General features: G+C 34.4%; 17 protein-coding genes and 1 other RNA gene. 7 read left to right on the forward strand and 11 right to left on the reverse strand.

Annotation, left to right across the window (positions count from 1 at the left end):
* Positions 1 to 248: 248 nt before the first annotated feature.
* A complete protein-coding gene (locus M4I44_RS22545; RefSeq protein WP_256472383.1) occupies positions 249 to 374 on the reverse strand; it encodes a hypothetical protein in 126 nt (41 codons plus the stop codon).
* Positions 375 to 442: 68 nt separating this feature from the next.
* Between M4I44_RS22545 and fumC the strand changes: the two genes are divergently transcribed.
* On the forward strand, positions 443 to 1,828 hold the full coding sequence (fumC, locus tag M4I44_RS20900) for a class II fumarate hydratase (RefSeq protein ID WP_249965979.1): 1,386 nt from the start codon (positions 443 to 445) through the stop codon (positions 1,826 to 1,828).
* A 155-nt stretch (positions 1,829 to 1,983) separates the two neighbouring features.
* Here the strand turns inward: fumC and M4I44_RS20905 are convergent, their stop codons facing one another.
* On the reverse strand, positions 1,984 to 3,186 hold the full coding sequence (locus tag M4I44_RS20905; protein WP_017496137.1) for an NAD(P)-dependent oxidoreductase: 1,203 nt from the start codon (positions 3,184 to 3,186) through the stop codon (positions 1,984 to 1,986).
* Between the two features lie 240 nt (positions 3,187 to 3,426).
* On the opposite strand from M4I44_RS20905, the gene M4I44_RS20910 reads away from it, so the two are divergent.
* The 5 genes from M4I44_RS20910 to M4I44_RS20930 all read left to right on the forward strand — a co-directional run bounded on the left by M4I44_RS20910 (position 3,427) and on the right by M4I44_RS20930 (position 8,939).
* Positions 3,427 to 4,629, forward strand: coding sequence for a serine hydrolase (locus tag M4I44_RS20910; RefSeq protein WP_249967435.1), 1,203 nt, complete (start codon positions 3,427 to 3,429; stop codon positions 4,627 to 4,629).
* A 250-nt stretch (positions 4,630 to 4,879) separates the two neighbouring features.
* Positions 4,880 to 5,276, forward strand: a transfer-messenger RNA (tmRNA) gene (gene ssrA, locus M4I44_RS20915).
* 222 nt (positions 5,277 to 5,498) lie between these two features.
* Entirely contained in the window at positions 5,499 to 5,903 is a 405-nt protein-coding gene (locus M4I44_RS20920; protein WP_249965980.1) for a helix-turn-helix transcriptional regulator, read from the forward strand.
* A 1,382-nt stretch (positions 5,904 to 7,285) separates the two neighbouring features.
* Positions 7,286 to 8,302: a beta family protein gene (locus M4I44_RS20925; RefSeq protein ID WP_249965981.1), complete on the forward strand. Its 1,017-nt coding sequence runs from the start codon at positions 7,286 to 7,288 to the stop codon at positions 8,300 to 8,302.
* A 61-nt stretch (positions 8,303 to 8,363) separates the two neighbouring features.
* Positions 8,364 to 8,939: a sce7726 family protein gene (locus tag M4I44_RS20930; RefSeq protein WP_249965982.1), complete on the forward strand. Its 576-nt coding sequence runs from the start codon at positions 8,364 to 8,366 to the stop codon at positions 8,937 to 8,939.
* A gap of 54 nt (positions 8,940 to 8,993) precedes the next feature.
* On the opposite strand, the gene M4I44_RS20935 is transcribed toward M4I44_RS20930, so the two are convergent.
* The 9 genes from M4I44_RS20935 to M4I44_RS20975 form a co-directional block, all read right to left on the reverse strand.
* Positions 8,994 to 9,401: a hypothetical protein gene (locus M4I44_RS20935; RefSeq protein WP_249965983.1), complete on the reverse strand. Its 408-nt coding sequence runs from the start codon at positions 9,399 to 9,401 to the stop codon at positions 8,994 to 8,996.
* The gene (locus tag M4I44_RS20940) at positions 9,398 to 9,865 is read right to left on the reverse strand and encodes a Panacea domain-containing protein (RefSeq protein WP_249965984.1); all 468 of its coding nucleotides are present in this window, start codon (positions 9,863 to 9,865) and stop codon (positions 9,398 to 9,400) included. The genes M4I44_RS20935 and M4I44_RS20940 overlap by 4 nt, the downstream gene beginning before the upstream one ends.
* 517 nt (positions 9,866 to 10,382) lie before the next feature.
* The gene (locus tag M4I44_RS20945) at positions 10,383 to 10,961 is read right to left on the reverse strand and encodes a DUF4833 domain-containing protein (RefSeq protein WP_249965985.1); all 579 of its coding nucleotides are present in this window, start codon (positions 10,959 to 10,961) and stop codon (positions 10,383 to 10,385) included.
* A gap of 327 nt (positions 10,962 to 11,288) precedes the next feature.
* The gene (locus M4I44_RS20950) at positions 11,289 to 11,720 is read right to left on the reverse strand and encodes a GtrA family protein (RefSeq protein ID WP_089076297.1); all 432 of its coding nucleotides are present in this window, start codon (positions 11,718 to 11,720) and stop codon (positions 11,289 to 11,291) included.
* Positions 11,720 to 12,406: a CDP-alcohol phosphatidyltransferase family protein gene (locus M4I44_RS20955; RefSeq protein WP_249965986.1), complete on the reverse strand. Its 687-nt coding sequence runs from the start codon at positions 12,404 to 12,406 to the stop codon at positions 11,720 to 11,722. The genes M4I44_RS20950 and M4I44_RS20955 overlap by 1 nt, the downstream gene beginning before the upstream one ends.
* Before the next feature lie 153 nt (positions 12,407 to 12,559).
* The gene (locus tag M4I44_RS20960; RefSeq protein ID WP_249965987.1) at positions 12,560 to 13,366 is read right to left on the reverse strand and encodes a phytanoyl-CoA dioxygenase family protein; all 807 of its coding nucleotides are present in this window, start codon (positions 13,364 to 13,366) and stop codon (positions 12,560 to 12,562) included.
* Between the two features lie 230 nt (positions 13,367 to 13,596).
* Complete coding sequence (locus tag M4I44_RS20965; RefSeq protein WP_249965988.1) at positions 13,597 to 14,385, reverse strand: SDR family oxidoreductase; 789 nt, start codon at positions 14,383 to 14,385, stop codon at positions 13,597 to 13,599.
* 252 nt (positions 14,386 to 14,637) lie between these two features.
* Positions 14,638 to 15,621, reverse strand: a complete 984-nt coding sequence (locus tag M4I44_RS20970) for a hypothetical protein (protein WP_249965989.1) — start codon at positions 15,619 to 15,621, stop codon at positions 14,638 to 14,640.
* A 235-nt stretch (positions 15,622 to 15,856) separates the two neighbouring features.
* Complete coding sequence (locus tag M4I44_RS20975; RefSeq protein ID WP_249965990.1) at positions 15,857 to 16,687, reverse strand: M57 family metalloprotease; 831 nt, start codon at positions 16,685 to 16,687, stop codon at positions 15,857 to 15,859.
* A 567-nt stretch (positions 16,688 to 17,254) separates the two neighbouring features.
* Between M4I44_RS20975 and M4I44_RS20980 the strand changes: the two genes are divergently transcribed.
* Positions 17,255 to 19,969 carry a S8 family peptidase gene (locus M4I44_RS20980; protein ID WP_249965991.1) on the forward strand — a complete coding sequence of 905 codons (2,715 nt, stop codon included), beginning with the start codon at positions 17,255 to 17,257 and terminating at the stop codon, positions 19,967 to 19,969.
* Positions 19,970 to 20,234: the final 265 nt, after the last annotated feature.

Below are 20,234 nucleotides of genomic sequence, written 5' to 3' on the forward strand. Positions count from 1 at the left end.
ATAAGATACGAAACCTACTAAGAAAAACATCAACCAAAACCCTATAGTTAGTATGGTCAAGAAAAGTAAAAAACCTAAGTACTGTGAAAATTCAAACATGTTTTCCGGAATTTTTGAATGTAAGGACAAATGTAAGCCTTATATTTTTCGTTACCAATAAAATCCAAATCAATTTTCTGGAAATAACATTTATACTTATATTTATACTCATTTTAAATAAGCTTTTTTTCTTATGGATAACTGCCATTTTACTGAACAATCTCATGCACAAGAACATGAGAATCTTCAGAAGCTAATTCCTGCTGTTCGCTATATCTTTTGTGCCGAACCCCGGCACAAAAGGATGCAGCTGCCATCAAGGCTAGTGCATTCATTTTCATAAGAAATTTCAGTTTTCAGCAAACATTTTACACTTTACAAATAACTTTTTACATACAACATAATGAAATACAGAATAGAAAAAGACACGATGGGTGAAGTTCAGGTTCCGGCAGATAAATATTGGGGAGCACAAACGGAACGTTCCAGAAACAACTTCAAAATTGGTGCAGCGGGATCTATGCCACCGGAAATTATTGAAGGCTTTGCTTATCTTAAAAAAGCAGCCGCTTATGCCAATTACGATCTGGGCGTTTTACCAATCGAAAAAAGAGATGCTATAGCAGCAGTTTGTGACGAAATTCTTGAAGGAAAACTAGACGATCAGTTTCCTCTTGTCATCTGGCAGACTGGTTCGGGAACACAAAGCAATATGAATGTGAATGAAGTAATTGCCAATCGCGCACAAGTACTGAAAGGATTTAACATTGGAGAAGGCGAACAATTTATAAAAGCAAACGACGATGTAAATAAATCACAGTCTTCTAACGATACTTTTCCAACTGGAATGCATATTGCTGCTTACAAGATGATTATTGAAACCACCATTCCGGGAGTTGAAAAACTACACGCTACTTTGGTAAAAAAAGCAACCGAGTTTAAGGATGTGGTAAAAATCGGTCGTACACATCTTATGGATGCTACCCCCCTAACTCTTGGGCAGGAAATTTCGGGCTACGCCGCTCAATTGTCTTTTGGATTAAAAGCCCTGAAAAACACCTTAGCGCATTTATCTGAAATCGCTTTAGGCGGTACAGCAGTTGGTACCGGATTGAACACTCCAAAAGGATACGATGTAAAAGTAGCCGAATATATTGCAAAGTTCACGAATCATCCCTTTGTTACTGCCGAAAACAAATTTGAAGCTTTGGCTGCACACGATGCGATTGTAGAGACTCACGGAGCTTTAAAACAATTGGCAGTTGCCCTGAACAAAATTGCCAACGATGTGAGAATGTTAGCGTCAGGACCACGTTCAGGAATTGGCGAAATTCATATTCCGGAAAACGAACCGGGATCGTCTATCATGCCCGGAAAAGTAAATCCAACCCAATGTGAAGCTTTAACCATGGTTTGTGCTCAAGTAATTGGAAATGATATGGCAATCGCTGTTGGCGGAATGCAAGGACACTATGAACTAAATGTTTTTAAACCGGTTATGGCAGCCAACTTTCTGCAATCGGCAAGATTATTAGGAGATGCCTGTGTTTCGTTTGAGGAACATTGTGCACAGGGAATCGAACCCAACTACAAACGCATTAAAGAACTGGTAGACAATTCACTGATGTTAGTTACAGCTTTAAACACTAAAATAGGCTACTACAAAGCTGCCGAAATTGCTCAAACCGCTCACAAAAACGGAACTACACTTAAAGAGGAAGCCGTTCGTTTAGGATACGTTAGCCCGGAAGATTTTTATACCTGGGTAAAACCGGAGGAGATGGTTTAGTTAATTATGAATTATGAATTATTAATTGTGAATTGTTTCAATCTTTGAATATTACAATGTCACATATAAGAAAAAAGAGCTTTCTAAAATTTAGAAAGCTCTTTTTTATGACGAATTGTTGCGATAATTTATAATTAATAATTCACAATTAATAATTATTTCCCGTCTACATAATCCTGCAGGTAACTAAATCGTTCTGTTAGTTTTCCTTTCTCGGTTATTTTAGCACGTTTTAAGATTCCGTCTTTATCACCATTGAAGAAAGCCGGAATTACATGTTCCATAAATTGCTCTCCGAAACCTTCACTTGCATCTTTCGGGATTTCGCATGGTAAATTATCAACCGCCATCACTGCTACTGCCGCTGGATGAAAAAGATCCACTTCTATATCTTCTAAAGGAAAATAACCGTACAAAGGATCGGCAATTGTCGAAGATCTTAACGTGCAGGCAATTGGTCCGTTAACATCACAAGAAATATCGGCAACTACTTTTAACTTGCAGTCGTTCGCATTCAGCATTTCACGTGTTAAAATCATCGGTGCTCCCGTCGCATAAAAATGACCTGCGAAATAAATATCCGTTACTTTTGTAAACTTCTCAAAATCAGAAACATATTCTTCAGGATGTGCTACAAAATCTTTAAAATCAACCACCTGACCGTCAATACGCTTGTTGTATTCTAAAACATCTAACTGTACATAAACAGCCTGCGCATAATTTTTAGTCAAATAATTATCAACTGTAACCTCTTTTACTTTTATAGCATCCAAAATCTCTTTGGCACCACTCCCTACTTTACCCGTTCCGGTAATCACAAATTTCAAAGCGGGCATGGTAATGCGCTTCAAATGTTTAATTAAAGCCTCTTTTCCGTCAAGTGTTTCTGCTTTTGGCAGCTTAAACAACTCAAACTTAATCCCAAAAGCACGAATTCCGTTGTAAACACCAACCATTCCTGCGTATCTTCCAAAACCAATTAAACGGCGGTTGTGAGCATCAACTATAGTTTCATGATCGTATAAATCAATATTTTTTTCCAAAATAGCCTGTAACAATTTTCGGTTATAAGGCTGTTTCTTAATGGTATGCGAAAAGAAGAAGTAAGCCTTATTCGGAATCAAGTTCTCAACCGGAACTTCTTTTACTCCAAATAATACATCACAATTAGAAACATCTTCCGTAACGGTGATTCCCATACTCTTATATTGTATATCCGAAAAAATCCTGATATCAGAACTTTCTACCTCAACTACTGCTTCGTGATAAAGCTGTTTGAGTTTTGTAAGTTCATTAGGAGCAAAAACAACTCTGCGATCCGGCGGGTTTTTTCTTTCTTTTATGATTCCAAATTTCATTTAAACGGGTTTAAAATAATTATTAATATAACTTTTTACATCTTATTTGTTTCAAATATAACAAATTTAGTTAAAATTTTGTTGAAAAAATACAATTTAGAATGTTTAAAAACCGTTAAAAGCTGACAAACAACAAAATAAATAAACAAAATCTTAATTTTTTGTTAAATCATGCTTTTGGAGCCTCTCAAAACAGCCAAACATAAATATTGAATTCTATATATTTGTTTTTAAAGAATGATGAAAATGAGCCTCCTTAAAAAAACAAATATACCACAAATACTTTTCCTGTTCTTAGTTTTAAGTTCTTGTGGTAATGATAAAAAAACAACCGCCGATACTACCACTACAACAGAAGATACATTACCGAAAATGAAACCGTTAGGTCCTGAAAAAAGAATTTCGCAGGCCTATATCAATTCAGTTGCAGGAAGAATAAATCACTTTTACAATAAAAACTGGCCCAACAATACGATGAACGGAAGTTTTTTGGTCGCCCGAAACGGTCAGATTATTTTCGAACGCTATAATGGTTTTGCCAATAAAAACGAAGGCACCAAAATAACCGCAGAAACTCCAGTTCAGATTGCTTCTGTGAGCAAGGTTTTGACTGCTACTGCTGTTTTAAAACTGGTTAATGCCGGTAAGATCGATTTAGATCAAAAGGTAAATACGATTCTAAAAACCTTTCCATACGAAGACTGCACCATCCGAATGCTGCTAGACCATCGTACCGGAATGCGTAATTATGCCTATTTTACAGACCGAGACAAATCTGTTTGGGACAGGCACAATCAGCTTACCAATAAAGATATCCTGGACATTTTAGCGACCAAAGACATTGGTTTGGAATCCAGAACCGGAACACGATTTAGCTATTGCAATACCAACTATGCGATGCTGGCTTTGATTATTGAAAAAATTACGGGCCTAACGTATAAAGATGCCATGCACCAAATGATTTTCAAACCTTTGGGCATGAAACATACCTACGTTTTTGACGATGATAAAGACAGAAAGAAAATCGTTCCTTCTTATAAAGGTAATGGTGTAGAAATTGGTTTTGATTATCTGGACAATGTTTACGGGGATAAAAATATTTTTTCAACAGTGCGAGATCTATTAAAGTTTGACCGCGCCAGAAATTCACCTGATTTTTTAAAACCTGCCTTACTGAAACAAGTTTATACCGGATACAGTAATGAGCGTAAAGGAACCAAAAATTACGGATTAGGAATCAGAATGATCAATTGGGAAACTGGACAAAATTTTTATTTCCACAATGGCTGGTGGCATGGCAATACTTCTTCTTATATTACTTTAATGAAAGAACACGTGACCATTATTGCGCTGTCGAACAAAATGACCCGAAATACCTATGCAGTTCGCAAACTGGCACCAATTTTTGGAGATTACCCGTTTAACTTCAAGGACGAAGAATAATACAGTAGTCGAAAGTCAAAAGTCAAAAGTCGTAAAGTCGAAAGTCTTAAAGACCTAAAGACCTAAAGCAGTTGTCAATATTGGCTTTGATCTTTTTTAAATACCATCAATTGTGAGAAAATAAGAAGTAAGCGTTTGACTTTAAAAACTTTACAACTTTTGACTTTCGGCTAATACTGAATAATATAATTTTCTGAAAAATTTATTACAAAACTAACTGCAAATAGTATAAATTTGCAAACTCATTTTTGGGGTCGACTGGTTTTGACAGCAAGTCGAATTGAAAAGTAAGCACGTCGAGCATTGAGACCTTGCTCGTAAATATAAGATCTTACAATTTTACACGGCGAAAATAACTACGCTTTAGCTGCATAATCCGAATTATAGTAAGATTGCGCCACGTTCCTACAAGGTAGGAAAGCTGGATTCTCCTTGAAAGCCTTGGTTTGTGGCGGTCAGTACAGGGGAACCGTAAAAATAAACCTAGATTTCCATGAGCTTCGGGTGGATATCGAAATTAAGAAGATAAGTGTTGAGTGGTTGTTCCTGACCTAGCTTAACATCGAAAATCCAATCAGGAAATAAACGTGTAGAAAGCTCTTTAGTTGCTTGTTTGGACCCGGGTTCGATTCCCGGCGACTCCACAAAAAAATCGCAATAATCTAAACTTAGATCATTGCGATTTTTTGTTTATAAGAACTTTTCGAAGAGCAGGGATTCTATTCTTCCAGAAGGATAGTCTATTCTAAAAACAGACATAATATCTGACAAAAAAGAATGTTTTACTGGATATTTTTTTATCTTTGAAATTCAGGTTTTTTAATCAAAATCGCTTTATCTTTGAGCTTTTAGAAATATTGATACGCATTATGGAACAGAAAATACATCAAGGGAGAAACGTAAAACGCTTCAGAGAAATGCTCAACATCAAGCAGGAAGCATTAGCTTATGATCTGGGCGCAGACTGGAACCAAAAGAAAATTTCGATGCTGGAGCAGAAAGATGTAATTGAAGACAGTCTGCTGAAACAAATTTCGGCGGTATTAAAAATTCCTGTTGAAGCTTTTCAGAATTTTGATGAGGAACAAGCGATAAATATTATTTCTAATACTTTTGGCGATAATAGTATCGGATACCAAAAAAATGACAACCCTATTTTTAATCCTATAGAGCAAGTGCTAAAGATTCACGAAGAAAAAATTGCATTATACGAACGTATGTTGAAGGAAAAAGATGAGATGATGATTAGGCTTGAAAAATTGATTCGTAAATAATTATTTATAGAAGATATATAATTTTATAGAGAGACTTTTGAGTCTCTTTTTTTGTTTTAGAATATTATATTATGGGTATGAAGTCAGGAGAGATTCGTATAGCTTTTCATGAGAACTCTTGGAAGAACTGGAACTCTACATTGGAACAAATTAGTAATTAGGATTATTTAATAGATAAAATAGTACCTATTAAAATAAATGATAAGTAAGGTTTTTAAATATATGTGGGTGTAGTTACTATAGAAGTGGTAAGGAAAGATTCTAGTTATGAAAAAGTAGATATTATTGTTGATAAAAATAAAGTTAACTTTTGTATTGAAAATGAAAACATTTGTTTTGTTTGTATATATTTGTAAAAGGAAAACCGTAAATGTTTTTATAACATCTACGGCTTCCACAATAGTTATTCTATCTTTCGATAAATAATTTCACACAGTCGTAAACCAGTCTACCAAACGAAATTAACGACATAGTGACAAACTTAAATTTGAGCCATAGACTTTCTGGGTCCTTAGGCTCATTTTTTTTGTCCCTCATTGTTCTACAAAGATTGTCATTTGTTGCTAAAAATAAAAGCCAAACTTGTTCACAATCAGGCGTAGTTTTTAACAACAGTCATAAATTGAGGTACTTTTCATTCAATATTTATTTCACTGACAACCAACAACATAACCCCTAAACTAATAGTTTATTTTCTGTAGAATATATACTTTTTAGAATAAAAAGCAAATTATTCTTACTGTTTTATTTCTGTCTAATTGCTTTTGTTTTTGGAGATTTTGCAAAATGCCTACTCTAATTCTAACTTTTTAAGTCCAGCGACAGTTTTTCAAGTTTTACGAACTCTTTCATTGTATTTTCATTTTATAAAATACAAAAACAGTACAGAATTAAAAAAGGCCCCGCTCCGCTCGCTCTCCGAAGCATTCTTCTTTACGCTGCACAAATATCTCTGACTTTGCGCCATTTTAAACAAATGTAATTGAAAAACGGAGCCTTCGTAAAGTCTTTGACTTTAAAAATAACTTTCTTAGAATATTTCTTCTGAATGTAAAAAAATCCGCGACAATAAATAAGAACTAAACGTAAAAGGTGGGGAGACTTTTATCTCGTTTATAATTTCTAAGAAACAAAAAAGTGCAAAGTCAGAGACATTTGCTCACAGCAACCTCAATATCTTCTTTGACAAACTCCTAGTATTTACCTTTAAGGCACTCCGCTGTTTTGTCAAACTTAAAACAGGTAATTCTACTTGGGTCTAATCACTTATGAATGAATAGCTTTGATAAAATCTAATTTTATTCACTTTTTTATGGAAATCCGTAAATAACTTCAAAATTAAAAATTGATTTTAGCTATCTATTAATCATAAACAATAAATAATGAAAAAATATTACCCAATACTTCTATCCAAAGCAGGAGAATTTACAGCTCTTTCCAAATTAAGTCAAACAACAAAGGATGAAGTAGCCCCTATTATTCAAGTCTTGCCTGAGCAAATAAAAAAACTTGAAGCTTTTTATTCTCATTGGAACTTTAAAGGCAATGAATTATTTTTAGACTTTTCTCTAATTGAGTCTTTTAGCTCAACGACTGTTTCAAAACTCATCAAACATTTACAATCTAATGGTGTTAATGTAGTTCCTGTAGTTCAAGAAAACAGCAACCAAAGATATCTAACTTTAATTGGAAACTTAATAAATAACTTAGAAATAGATAAAATCTGTATACGCTTTTCAAATGATAGCGGAGGGTTTCTTAACATTAATACAACTATTGAAACATTAATTAATACTCTAGGAACAACCCCTTCCCAAGTATCACTCCTTCTGGATTTTGGATTTGTAAGAACAACAAATTATGCCTTGATTGAGGCATTTGCCGTAAATGTGATAACTTCTATCACAAATCGCGATAATTATGATAACGTTATTATTTCTTCAGGTTCATTCCTTGACAATTTAGGAAGCCTTAATCCTGCGGGAAGAGTTTACAGGCTCCCGAGATATGAATGGCAACTATGGTCCACTTTACAAACACAAACCAAAATCAAAGGGACAATTAAATATAGTGATTATGGAACTAAACATCCCATTTATAGCGAAGCTGGTTTTCAAGGTAGCTGTAGTATCAAATACACAGTTATAAATGAATATGTCATTTATCGAGGAGAGATATCCAGTAACCACCCTGATGGCAATGGTCAATATATAACTTTTGCTAGCCAACTAATCGCAAGTGCAGATTACAGTGGAATAACATTTTCTTGGGGGGACGAAAGGATAGATTTCTTTGCTTCACAATTACTTACTGATCCAAATAGAAAAACTGGAAATGCTGGAAGTTGGGTTGAAATCTCACAAAATCATCATATTACCCTATTAGCATCTATTTTATAAGAATCTATCAGCTGAATTCCTTTAAAGTGCTTACTTTTGTAACTCCTAAACTACTCTTAAAATGAAAGATCCATGCATTCGTGAATTGCTTAGAACTACTGAACTTAAACATTATATCAACGATAACGATTCCAAAATTGTTGAAGAATTGAGTCTTCCAGTTGCAAAAGCTAGAATAGATATTGCCGTTATAAATGGTTCACTACATGGTTATGAGATAAAAAGCGCTTCAGATACTCTTCAAAGATTACCTGCACAAATTGAAGCATACACAAAGGTCTTTGATTATTTATCAATTGTAACGGAAGAGAAATATGGTCAAAAAATTCTAGATTATGTACCAGACTGGATTGGAGTTCTGATTTGCAATGAAAATAATGGGGTTAAATCAATTAACGAATTACGAAAACCTATCAAAAATGAAAGCAGAGAATCGATTTATATTGCTAAACTTCTCTGGAGAGAAGAATTAATAGAATGCCTAGAAGAACTTCAAATAAAATTCCGAAAAAAAGATAGAAACTGGCTTTTATGTGAAGCTTTATCTAATAATCTTGATACAGATTCGATATCGAATATAGTTAGAAATAAGCTAAAGAAAAGAAAGAGTTGGAAAGAGGATGAAAATATTTTTTAATTAAGCTTACTTGAATAAAGAATAAATATTATGCAAAGTAATATTTATTCTTTATTATGATGGTTTTGAAGACGATTGCACCTGAGGAAATAAATTCTTTAAAATAACTATCATCATACCAATTACATTAGCACTTGATGTAACAAGTAGGGCAATTAGGGTATTCTCTGATAATTGATAATTGTTTGAGTTGTTACCAACTAAAATTAATAATACAGCCACCAACCAAAAAACTATAATAGTAGTAAAGGCTATAACTAGAGATTTTCTAATTTCAGTATTATCTTTGTAACGACTATTTTTAAGAGCTAATTTTAAAACTTGTGCTTTTAAAAGATCATTTTCCGTTAGCTCTCTTTGATCATTTTGTTGCTCATAACTATTTTGTTCAGCATAAGCCCTATTATCAATATCATCTTCAGGCGCAGTATCTCTAATACTATCTAGCAAATCTTCGATCATAATTCTACACCTTCAATTTTAGATGAATAATGTTTTTTAATAAGATCATCTGGAATTGTCAAAGAAAATGCATGAAAATAATCTTTTGCTTTTTCCCAAGTAATTGACCACGGTGTATTTGGTTGATGTGTTTTCGCACTCAACTGAACACCATTAAAATTACCGTAAACGTCCCAAATTTTATCTAAAAAAGCTGTAACACCTTCTGGCAAGTCATCAAAAGATTTAATTTCAGTTTCAATTTTTTTGTTTCCAAATTTCTTGTACGTATCATATAAAGTTGGAATTACAGGACCAAATTTCCACGCTTGCGGTGACTCACTAATTAACGGTTTCTTGTATAAACCAAGACTCCAACCATGAGCTATATAAACTAATTTTATAAGCTTCATAGGAGTCATATTCGGATCATCCTGACCTTTGTGCAAAAAATAATTTGCTATTTCACTAGGTTTACAAGGCATAATATTTTTTTTTGAAGCTATTTTTATCAGTAAAAATACTAAAAATAAGTCGATTAAAATAATATATAAAAAGTATATCTCCGCTCTCCAAAGTGTTCTTCTTTACGCTGCGCAAATGTCTCTGACTTTGCGCCTTTTTAAACAAATACAATTAAAAACAGAAACTTCATAAAGTCTCTGACTTTAAAAATAACTTTCGCAGAATATTTCTCCTGAATGTAAAAAATCCCCCGCTCTCCGAAGTGTCCTCCTTTACGCTGCGCAAATGTCTCTGACTTTGCGCCATTTTAAACAAATATAATTGAAAAACAGGAGCTTCATAAAGTCTCTGACTTTAAAAATAACTTTCTTAGAATATTTCCCTGAATGTAAAAAAATCCACGACAATAAATAAGATCTAAACGTAAAAAGTCGGGAGACTTTTATCCCGTTTATAATTCCTAAGGAACAAAAAAAGCGCAAAGTCAGAGACATTTGCGCAGCTTTTCATGAGAAAACTTCGGAGAACGAGGGTATCTTATTTCAACAACATCCTTTCCGTAATGGTTTTATTGGAGAGAGCATCAATCCCGGTCACTTCGGCATACTTTACATTAGGTAGCCAAAAAGAACCTCCTTCAATACGCACAAATATTTTTTCTACCTGTATTTTTTTCTGGTTTACATTTGCGAAAACATGGTATTTTTGATCCGCCTCTATCTTTTTCAAGGTCAAGGACAGCTTTTTATATGACACAAATTTAAACTCAAACTCTTCATTTTCGAGAGTTTTAGTTTCTATTCCGTACGCAAATTTGCGTTGTAAATAATTGAAATCTTTTTTTTCTCCTTTCTCAGCATATCGAATCCAATAGGCTTTTATGGGATTGCTTTTGTTTATCTTTCCATTTTCCTGGTAGTTTATGGCATAAATAGCCGTGTTTATATTGGGATCTCGCTGAATATAGAATAGCATATTATCTACATTCTTAGGCGTCGGGAAATTTAATGGCGATGGATTTTTGGATTGCGCCAATAGATTTCCTGGAATTATATATACTAAGATCGTTATAACGATCAGTGATTTTGTGAAATCTTTAAAGGATAATTTGTTCATAAACTAAATTTTATATAAGCTTTTGGATGTAATTACTTTAACACACTTCGACTCCGCTCAGTACAGGCTAGAAACATAGGTTTAGGACGCTTAAAAAAGGCGTTTCACTTGTTTAAAAGAAACATAGTTCGCTATGTGTTAGAAACTAGTTTCCGTTTGTCTTCTTCTATAACATATATCCTGATGCATCGGGACTATGTGTTACATATTTTTCACGCAGATTTTGCAGATTTTGCAGATTTTCAAATCTCTCTATTCTGTTAATCTGTGGCTATTTTTTCAACACATAGAAAAAACACGAATTACAACCAACTGGCTATTTCTCTATTAATTTGATTCGGCTATGTTCTGCTTTTTATTTGCTCTAAAAACCCAATACTTAATCAGTGGGTAATTAAATCCATAAGAGACAAAACTATCTGTGATTAATCTTCCAATTCTATAATCGATTTGAAATACTTTCTGAAAAATAAGGGTACCAAATGATTTTAAGGAAATACTCCCCAATACCACCAACGCAAACTTAAAAAGCTGACTGTTGATGCGGCTGCTATAACCCGATTGATTTTTAAATACCCAAAATCTATTGATGCTGAAATTGATAACCGCGCCAACGGTTCCCGAGATTAGAATAGAAAAGGCAAAATGCAATTGAAACACTTCTGTCAATAAAATCATTAAGCCATAATCGGTAATGCCTCCTAAAAATGCCGCGACTTGTGCTTGCAGAAAAGTAAAAATGGATTTTTTACTGAACATCAGTCCTGGTTTTTATCTCTTAAATCACCCAATTTTAAAAGCCTTACACTATCTATCGTATTAATTACAAACAATATAATAGTTATCAAGCCTGCCAAATAGGTGATTGATCCATGAAATAAAATTTCTATAATTAAAATTAAAGCAATAATAAATCGAAGCTCGGTTGGGCCAACAAAACCGGAATCGATACTGTATTCATTTGTAATTTTATAGCGTAACTGACTGATGATAATAGACCAGCCATACAATGCCACAAAAGCAAAGGCTACTATTTGTGTACCATTTTTAGCATAAATGTAGTAGCCAAAACCTATAAGTACAATACCAATCCAATCGGCAATAATATCAAGTGCAAAACCGTACCAACGGCGTGGAATATTTCTATAATAGGCCAATCTTCCATCTAAGGAATCCCCTAACCAATTTATAATCAATCCGACAATAGCCAAAAGCAAATACCAATCGGTTAGGTAAGCACCTAAAACAAAGGCTAAAAAAATCAATCCCGAACCAAGTGTACCAATTAAAGTGAGTACGTTTGGCGAAATGAATTCAGGTACCTTTGGAAGTAAAAATACAATCGTTGACTGTTCTGCTTTTTTTAAAATATTAGTCCGCTTACGGTCTGAAAATGCTCTTTGTACAATTGCAGTATACTCTTCAACTTGTGTTTCTTTTCCCATTAATAGCGCAATATTTGTAAGCCTGAGAGTATCGCTAATTCCAGTTTAACCATTTTTAATTTTACTTTTCTTGGCGTATTTTTAAAAAAATCGGCAGTTCTTTTTAGCTTACCTGATCTAACCAGATAACTAAATGCGAGGACAAACAGCATACTACTTAACAATTCCCGCAAAACGTTGATAAAAAACCGTTGGGCTATTCTCGTTTTTAGGAGCATATTTTCCTGCTATAATAGGAACATAAATAACTCTCCTTCTACTCTCTTCGCCACGGATAGAGGATTCTGCCACTCTGTGCCACAAACGGCCATCGTGAATGGTTAAATCTCCTGCTTCCGGAATGATGGAAACTTCCTCGGAATCGGCGTTATGATCTAAAAAGTATTTCTTACGAAAAAGCATTTGGTAAATACTTTGCTTATGAGTACCCGGAATGATTTTAAGACCTCCATTTTCGGGTTTCAAAGTGCTTAAGTGAATGCCCACATTTAACATCGGGTTTAGTTTTGCACCATAAAAAATATCTCTCAAACCATCTGTATGCCAGCCCATTTTAGTAAACTTACTTTCCGGCCCATTGATATAATGATTGAAAACCATTCCGTCTTTTTCTTCAGTGCCTAACCTTGCGTCATCACCTGCTAATTGCAGTAAACTATTAAATCTTGGATCTAATAAAAGACCGCTTAAGGTTTGGTGGTGTTGATTGATAAAAGCAAAACGCTGTACAATAGGAGAACCATCCAAATCCTTTCCGTATTTAATTGGAACACCATTTACTTTTTTAAGATCATTATCAATCCATTTTTGCTCTACTTGTTTTGAGGCATCGATAATTGATGAAACCGTTTCCGGATTTATAAATTTTTTGAAATGGATAAAGCCATATTCGTTAAAAAAGTCAATTTGCTCAGCAGTTAATTGTTCTGTAAGGGTAAAGGTTTTATAAGAAGATACCATGATAAATATATTTAATAAATGAAATAATAGTGTTTGTAATTTTATCTAAAAGATTAGCGACAGCAACAACAGCGACACATTCGCATGTTGTTTACTTGCATTCGTTCTTTCGGAAAACTAAACATATTTCTTTTACTAGATATACTCTATAGAATTAGTAGATATTAAAACGAAGATAATAATATTTTATCTTTTGCAAAGCATATTTTCTTACTTTTTTTGAAAAAAAATTAAATTTTATAAATTCCTGCGGCCGTTTTTTCGATAAATCCCTTTGGCAGCAAGCGGTTGGCGTAAACCGAAATGACATTTGTAAAGCCCGGAATAACCTCTGATTTTTTGCTGAACATGGCTTTTACGGCAATTTTTGCAACTTCACCAGGCTGCATATTGAACTTTTCAGCCATTTTGTTAAAAGGATTTAAACCCGCTCTTGCAGCAAAACCGGTATCAACCGGACCCGGGCTAAAACAAGTTACTGAAATTGAACTTTTACCGAGTTCGAAACGCAAGGCACGGGTAAAAGATAAAACAAAAGCCTTTGTAGCGGAATAAACCGCCAGCGTAGGCACCGCCTGATAGGCAGCAGTACTCGATATATTTAAAATGTAGGCTTGTTTTTCCTGTGAAAGTATCGGCACTAATAAATGCGAAAGTTCTACAATTACATTCATGTTAAGCTGCATCATGCCAAGCTGATCCGTCAGCGAAGACTCACTAAAATTGCCCCACACGCCATAACCGGCATTGTTAACTAAAATGCCAACGGGATAATTATTCATTTTTACCCAATTGGCAACTGTTAGCGATGCACCAGTCAATGAAAGATCAATTGCCAAAATTGGAGCGTTGATACCGTATGTGACCTGAAGATCATCAGATAGTGCTTTTAATTCCGCTTCTCCTCTTGCCACTAACAATAGCGGATAACCTTGTTTAGCCAATTCATAAACAATCGATTTTCCAATACCTTTGCTGGCACCAGTTACTAACGCATACGGTTTAATTTTTTCGCTCATTTTATTCATTTAATTCTCAAATATAAAAATTAATTACTCCCAACGGATTAATTCTTACCTATTAACTCATAAGATAAAAAATACAATCCCCGCTTTCTCTAAAACTATTCTTTTGATATTCTGTCAACCGTCAAGGAAACAACTAGCATTTCAAAAATAGGTATCGGTTGTTCAATCGTAACTCCAACGGCTTCACAAAAAAAAGGAAGATATTGAATACCTTCCTTTTTTATATGTCATTTTTTCAATAACCTACAGATGCTTTCTAACATAGTTGATAATATCCTTAATTATCTCGTCTACAGCATTTGCTTCAGGGCTAAATTTGCTTCCGTCAAAATATCTGGCATCAGTACCATTTCCTGTTGGAGAGCAATGATGTACATCAATAGAGTTTCTCCAAAATTCAGCATGATTTTTCCACTCTTCCTTATTGACCAAAGCGGGTTCTGTAAACCAAAGATTCCATGACAAGGTATTTCCCGGCTGAAGCATATTTCCTGAACCAATATTAAAAGCTTTCATGATTAATTGATTAAAATCATCAACTACTTTATCTTTTGTCAGCTTAATATCTCCAATTTCAACGGCAAGATAAGCGGTAGCAAATGCTTTACCCTCATGTAATGCAAACGGAGGATTTTCAAATTCAGGATTTAATCCGTGGATCACTTCAAAGATGGGCTGATCAGGATCATTTTGCTTGTGTGTAGTAACTCTTATGGCATTATCTTTATTCAATGGAAATTTTGGAAAACTATATTCCAATAGCGGCCAAATCTCTTTGATCTTATCGCCTTGTTGTTCATTTGGTGTCAGCCAAATTTTACCTTCAACAGTCATATCTATGGCGATCTCTTTTGTTACTTCGTTCACCCAACCTCTTTGTCCGGTAACCGTAACCTCAACATTGATACAAATTTCATCTTTAAGCCAGACTCCCTGTTGAGGGCAGATAACAGAATATACCCGACCTTCATCAGTATAACCGGCTCTGGAAATGTAAGGTGCAAATTGCTGGTAACATCTTCTCTTGTTAGGACTGTCTTTTTGGGTTTCCCAACTAAACTCAGGCCACTTTACACCAAGTTGACGTTGTAAAAAACTAATATTATCCATATTACTCAACATCGGTAATGAGGAAAGATCCCGGGTTGGATATAACATAGGTGAACCTGCTGGCGGGAATCCACCAACCCATCCTAATGGAATGGGTGAATTTTCATTGTTTTGCATGATTTGTCGATTATTAGGGTTTAAGTAATAAATCTAGTACAAAATATAATCTTACAGCTACGTAGAATTACCCGTTTTATTTTTAATGTACTCTTTTAAACTAAAAAAAATCAGTATTGTCCAACTATCCTATCAGCAAACAAAAAATCTGAAGCAATTACCAAAAACAAAGTGAGGCTGCTCCAATTACGGAACAGCCTCGAATATTTTGCAAAGGACGCCTCTAATTCAACTTCTAATATAGATAATTCAGAGCTGTAACGTCGTTAGCATTGAAAGCGCCTGTTTCATTTGAGCTGAAACATGCTCTCATGTATGAAGTTGAATCGTATCCTGTAGGAGTTCCCGGGATATGAATTGCTCCAACACCAGCAGCTCCTTCGTTTGAATTTTGTCCACAGCTTTGACGGCTAAAATAGTCTGTATGACGTAAACCAATACAGTGACCAATTTCGTGTGCTGCTACGTGAGCATTTACATTCACAGAATAAGTATCTAATCCAGAATACAATGTAACTGAGTTATAAGGATTTCCTCCAGTAGGGAATCCGGCTACTCCACCGGCACCTCCGGATTGTCTTCTTACTACTATGTTTGCACCTGTAGTACTTGATCCGAAAGTTAGTGTAAAGTTAATCGTCAATCCTAAACTATTGTATCTGTTTACTGCTGCACGTAATCCGGCTTGCATATTAGCAGAAAGAGCTGTTGTACCTGTTCCGGTTAATCCAACAATTTTAATAGTTTTTGGAGCAGCTACTAAATTAGTAGTACGGTATTGCTCTGAAGTGATACCTCCATGAAGATCCATTTGTTTCAATTGTGCTTCAGTGATGATGATGTCACCTTCAACCAGGTAAGCATCTTCAGTGGTACCGTCTAATTTGGTATTTTTAATTACCTGAACATCATTAGTGTTCAATGCAAGTGAGTTAATTTTATCTAACACATCTTGTGATACTGTTAGAGCTTCTTTGTTTGGTTGAGTTACCTCATCCTCTTTATTACAAGACAATAGCGATAGCGCTATACACGACAAAAGTAAGGTTGTTTTAATTGTTTTCATTTAAAAGTGTTTTGGTTAGTTAAATAAGTTGATATTTTTAGGGTCTTTACAAAATATTACTACTTTATTGTCAAAACTACATAGATTTAGTATTAAAATACTTATAAAAACAATAATTTAACAAATTAAATGTATTTTGTTAAATTATTTTCCTGTTTTTTATGCGGTAATCGCATAAAATTCACTATGAGCCCAATAAAAACAAGCAATCGATTACAAATCAACGTATTACTCTAAAACAAATCCTGCAAAATTATTAATTTTAGATTTCGTATACTTCGCGGGTGAAAACGAATCTGATAAACTTTCAACAGCTTTGAAATACAACTGAAAACTCTTAAAAGTGGACTTAACCTTCTAAAATCACGAATTCCGAACGAAATAAAAAGGAATAAAATTTTTACAAATATTTTGATAACTTTGATTTTTTAGTGATGCTATTCGAGTCAATTAGAAGTGTTTAAAAAAGATTTCTATCTTAAACTAAAAAGTAATATATCGCTAAAAAAGGCGGTTTTGTCAAAATATTGATCAAAATGGCTGCAATTGCCCTAACACCTACAATAAATGAAGATAAAAATTACGTTTTTCCTTTTTATAGTGACGACAATCTGTTTGTCGCAAAACACAAAAAAATGGGAACAATACTTAAAGAAAGAAAATAATGGAACATTTGAAAAATACTCTCTTACCGCTATAGAAAATGCACATCGCAATCAGTATACTATTGTAAAAAAATTAGACGCTACCTATTGTATTGTTGAAAATAAAAATTCAAAATACAATCGATCGTTGAAAGAGATACTTCCCGTTAATAATCTGTGGAAATTGCCATCCCATTTTTCAAATCATCAAGAACACAAAAAATACATTATAGCCACTAATGCTATTGAATCATTGCTTGCTGATTTGAAGCTGGCAAACATTTCTATTATTAAAATACTTGATGATCATCTTGTAATCCTGGAAAGTGATTCCAAAATGATTCTTGACAAGATTATTCCCTTGAGCAGTGTCAGGGCTGTTTCACAAGAAGCGCTGCAACCTGAAAGCGAATCAAAAATAACGGATCAAAATTTCACTATTAATGCCGTAAATAAAGCACTTATTAATTTTCCTCTTCTCACAGGCGAAAATCAAATTGCCTCTATCAAGGATGACCTTTTCGATCTAAAAGATATTGATCTCTTCCATAAACATATTCCTTCCTCAACACAATCTTCTACCGTATCCAGCCATGCAACAGCTATGGCCACTATAGTTTCCGGATTAGGAAATAGTTCTGTTTTAGGAAAAGGGGTCGCCATAAAAGCAAAATTGCAATCGTCTGACTTTTTGAATCTCTATCCTGATGAAATAGCAACTTTACAAGGCGCCACCACTCAAAATCATTCTTATGGTACCGTGATTGAGAATTTTTATGGAGCACTCGCAAATGCTTACGACAATCAATTGGCATTAAATCCCGATTTGACTCATTGTTTTTCCTCGGGTAACAAAGGATTGGAAGGCTTTAAATCTATTACCGGTAATTTCAAACAATCTAAAAATAGTATTGCCTTTGGTTGTGTAGATCAGAATGAGGTCATCCTGTCTTTTTCGTCGAAGGGTCCTGCTTATGATGGCAGAATAAAACCGGAATTAGTCGCTTACAGCTCGCAAGGGACATCCAATTCTACTGCATTGGCCACAGGGATTATTACTCTTATGAAGCAACAGTATAAAACGATACATAATACTGCTTTGTCTAATGCCTTAACGAAGGCCATTCTAATTAATAGTGCAAAAGATTTGGGTAACCCCGGTCCTGATTTCACCTATGGTTATGGCAACATCAATGCTGATAAATGTCTGAAAACGATTAGTGAAAACAGATTTATAACCGATAAATTGGCTTCCGGTCAAACGAACTCACATACCATTACAGTTCCTGCTAATGCGAAAAACTTAAAAATAACATTAGTCTGGAACGACTTACCCGCAGCGATCAACAGCGCTATAAGTTTGGTAAACGATTTAGATCTCGAAGTTATTTCGGCCGATTCTACTACTTTTTTACCCTGGGTTCTGAATCCTGAAAATCCTCAGCAACCTGCCACTAAAGGAAAAGACAAACTGAATACTATCGAGCAGGTATCGGTTGAAAATCCTACATCCGGATCCTATACTATTACAGTTACTGGCGCGTACGTCTCAAATGCTTCTCAGGATTACAGTATCGCCTATGAATATGAAACGGAAAATCGTTTTGAATGGAATTATCCAGTTGCTAATGATAATTTCCCTTATGATGGGAAAATAATTTCTCCTTTCAAATGGAGTTCTTCCTTTTCCGGTACCTCTGGTCAATTATCGATCAGTTATAATGATGGTCAAACCTGGGAAATTATAGCAAATAGTATCAATTTAGATAATGAGCAGTTTACGTACACACCTGCAGAGAAAAAATTCTCGAAAGCTAAACTAAAAATGACCATTGGCAATACAGATTATGTTTCGGATCCCTTTACGGTTTCTTATGATTTAAACATTAGAACCAGTTTAGTATGCGATGGCACAACAGAAATTAATTGGGACAAACCTGCGGATGTTGCTTCGTTTAAAATTTATCAACTGACCAATGATCGTTTAGAGTTTAAAGAACAGATAACGAACAACAATTATGCCTATACTGACGGGAAGATTTATACGGTTACTCCTGTGATAAATGATAGCGAAGGAATAAAAAGTGAATCGACCTTACAGTACGATCAAAACTCAAATTGCTACTTTGAATTGACTTTGGCTGAAGTTTTCGAGGAGAACCAAATAAAGGTCAGCGCCAGTGTTTTTAGCTTGTACAACATCAAAAGAATAGATTTAGTGAAGATTAATAATTCAGCCGAAAGTGTGATCAGTACTCTAAACGACATCCAATCAAAAACATTTTCTTTTCTGGATACAACACCAGTAAAAGGCAGTAATAAATATAAAATCAATATACTATTAGGGAGCAATACTACCGTAAGTTCCCAAATTATTGACGCTAACTATTTAGGTGATGATTTGTTTTTGATTTACCCAACATTATTAAGTAAAAATGAAGAATTAAATATTGAAGCCAAAAAAGAGGAAGCTGCTACTTTTTATCTCTACAATGTTAACGGACAAAATATTATTACTTCTTCGTTTCTTTCTAAAATCAATAGTATCAATTTGAAAAATACGCCATCAGGAATTTATCTTTACAAAATAATAACAAGTTCGGGCGGGGTGCAAACGGGAAAGATTGCGGTTTTTTAAACTGCTTCCTTATAATCTATGATGCTTTTTTACATTTGATAGTCAAACCCGACAGGTTTTAAATGTTTCTATGTCTAAGATTTTTTTTCAGACGCAGATCTTACAGATTGCTTCGACTGTTCGCTATCGCTCGAGTCTGCAGATTTTCGAATCTTTTTAATCTACTAATCTGTGGCAATTACTTTTCAAAACACCCAACTGGTAATAATTATTCATTTGAAGCTATTTCCTTTCTACCTCATTATCAAAATAAAAAAGCCCTTCA

It is taken from the genome of Flavobacterium sp. B183 (genome assembly GCF_023539155.1).
GTDB classification, from domain to species: Bacteria; Bacteroidota; Bacteroidia; order Flavobacteriales; family Flavobacteriaceae; genus Flavobacterium; species Flavobacterium tructae.

Bases quoted from the DNA above. Each gene is read 5' to 3' on its own strand.
- M4I44_RS20925 (WP_249965981.1), top strand. From the start codon at position 7,286: ATGAAAAAATATTACCCAATACTTCTATCCAAAGCAGGAGAATTTACA.
- M4I44_RS22545 (WP_256472383.1), bottom strand. From the start codon at position 374: ATGAATGCACTAGCCTTGATGGCAGCTGCATCCTTTTGTGCCGGGGTT.
- M4I44_RS20905 (WP_017496137.1), bottom strand. From the start codon at position 3,186: ATGAAATTTGGAATCATAAAAGAAAGAAAAAACCCGCCGGATCGCAGA.
- M4I44_RS20965 (WP_249965988.1), bottom strand. From the start codon at position 14,385: ATGAGCGAAAAAATTAAACCGTATGCGTTAGTAACTGGTGCCAGCAAA.
- M4I44_RS20960 (WP_249965987.1), bottom strand. From the start codon at position 13,366: ATGGTATCTTCTTATAAAACCTTTACCCTTACAGAACAATTAACTGCT.
- M4I44_RS20945 (WP_249965985.1), bottom strand. From the start codon at position 10,961: ATGAACAAATTATCCTTTAAAGATTTCACAAAATCACTGATCGTTATA.
- M4I44_RS20980 (WP_249965991.1), top strand. From the start codon at position 17,255: ATGAAGATAAAAATTACGTTTTTCCTTTTTATAGTGACGACAATCTGT.
- M4I44_RS20940 (WP_249965984.1), bottom strand. From the start codon at position 9,865: ATGCCTTGTAAACCTAGTGAAATAGCAAATTATTTTTTGCACAAAGGT.
- M4I44_RS20930 (WP_249965982.1), top strand. From the start codon at position 8,364: ATGAAAGATCCATGCATTCGTGAATTGCTTAGAACTACTGAACTTAAA.
- M4I44_RS20910 (WP_249967435.1), top strand. From the start codon at position 3,427: ATGAAAATGAGCCTCCTTAAAAAAACAAATATACCACAAATACTTTTC.
- M4I44_RS20970 (WP_249965989.1), bottom strand. From the start codon at position 15,621: ATGCAAAACAATGAAAATTCACCCATTCCATTAGGATGGGTTGGTGGA.
- M4I44_RS20950 (WP_089076297.1), bottom strand. From the start codon at position 11,720: ATGTTCAGTAAAAAATCCATTTTTACTTTTCTGCAAGCACAAGTCGCG.
- M4I44_RS20955 (WP_249965986.1), bottom strand. From the start codon at position 12,406: ATGGGAAAAGAAACACAAGTTGAAGAGTATACTGCAATTGTACAAAGA.
- fumC (WP_249965979.1), top strand. From the start codon at position 443: ATGAAATACAGAATAGAAAAAGACACGATGGGTGAAGTTCAGGTTCCG.
- M4I44_RS20920 (WP_249965980.1), top strand. From the start codon at position 5,499: ATGGAACAGAAAATACATCAAGGGAGAAACGTAAAACGCTTCAGAGAA.
- M4I44_RS20935 (WP_249965983.1), bottom strand. From the start codon at position 9,401: ATGATCGAAGATTTGCTAGATAGTATTAGAGATACTGCGCCTGAAGAT.
- M4I44_RS20975 (WP_249965990.1), bottom strand. From the start codon at position 16,687: ATGAAAACAATTAAAACAACCTTACTTTTGTCGTGTATAGCGCTATCG.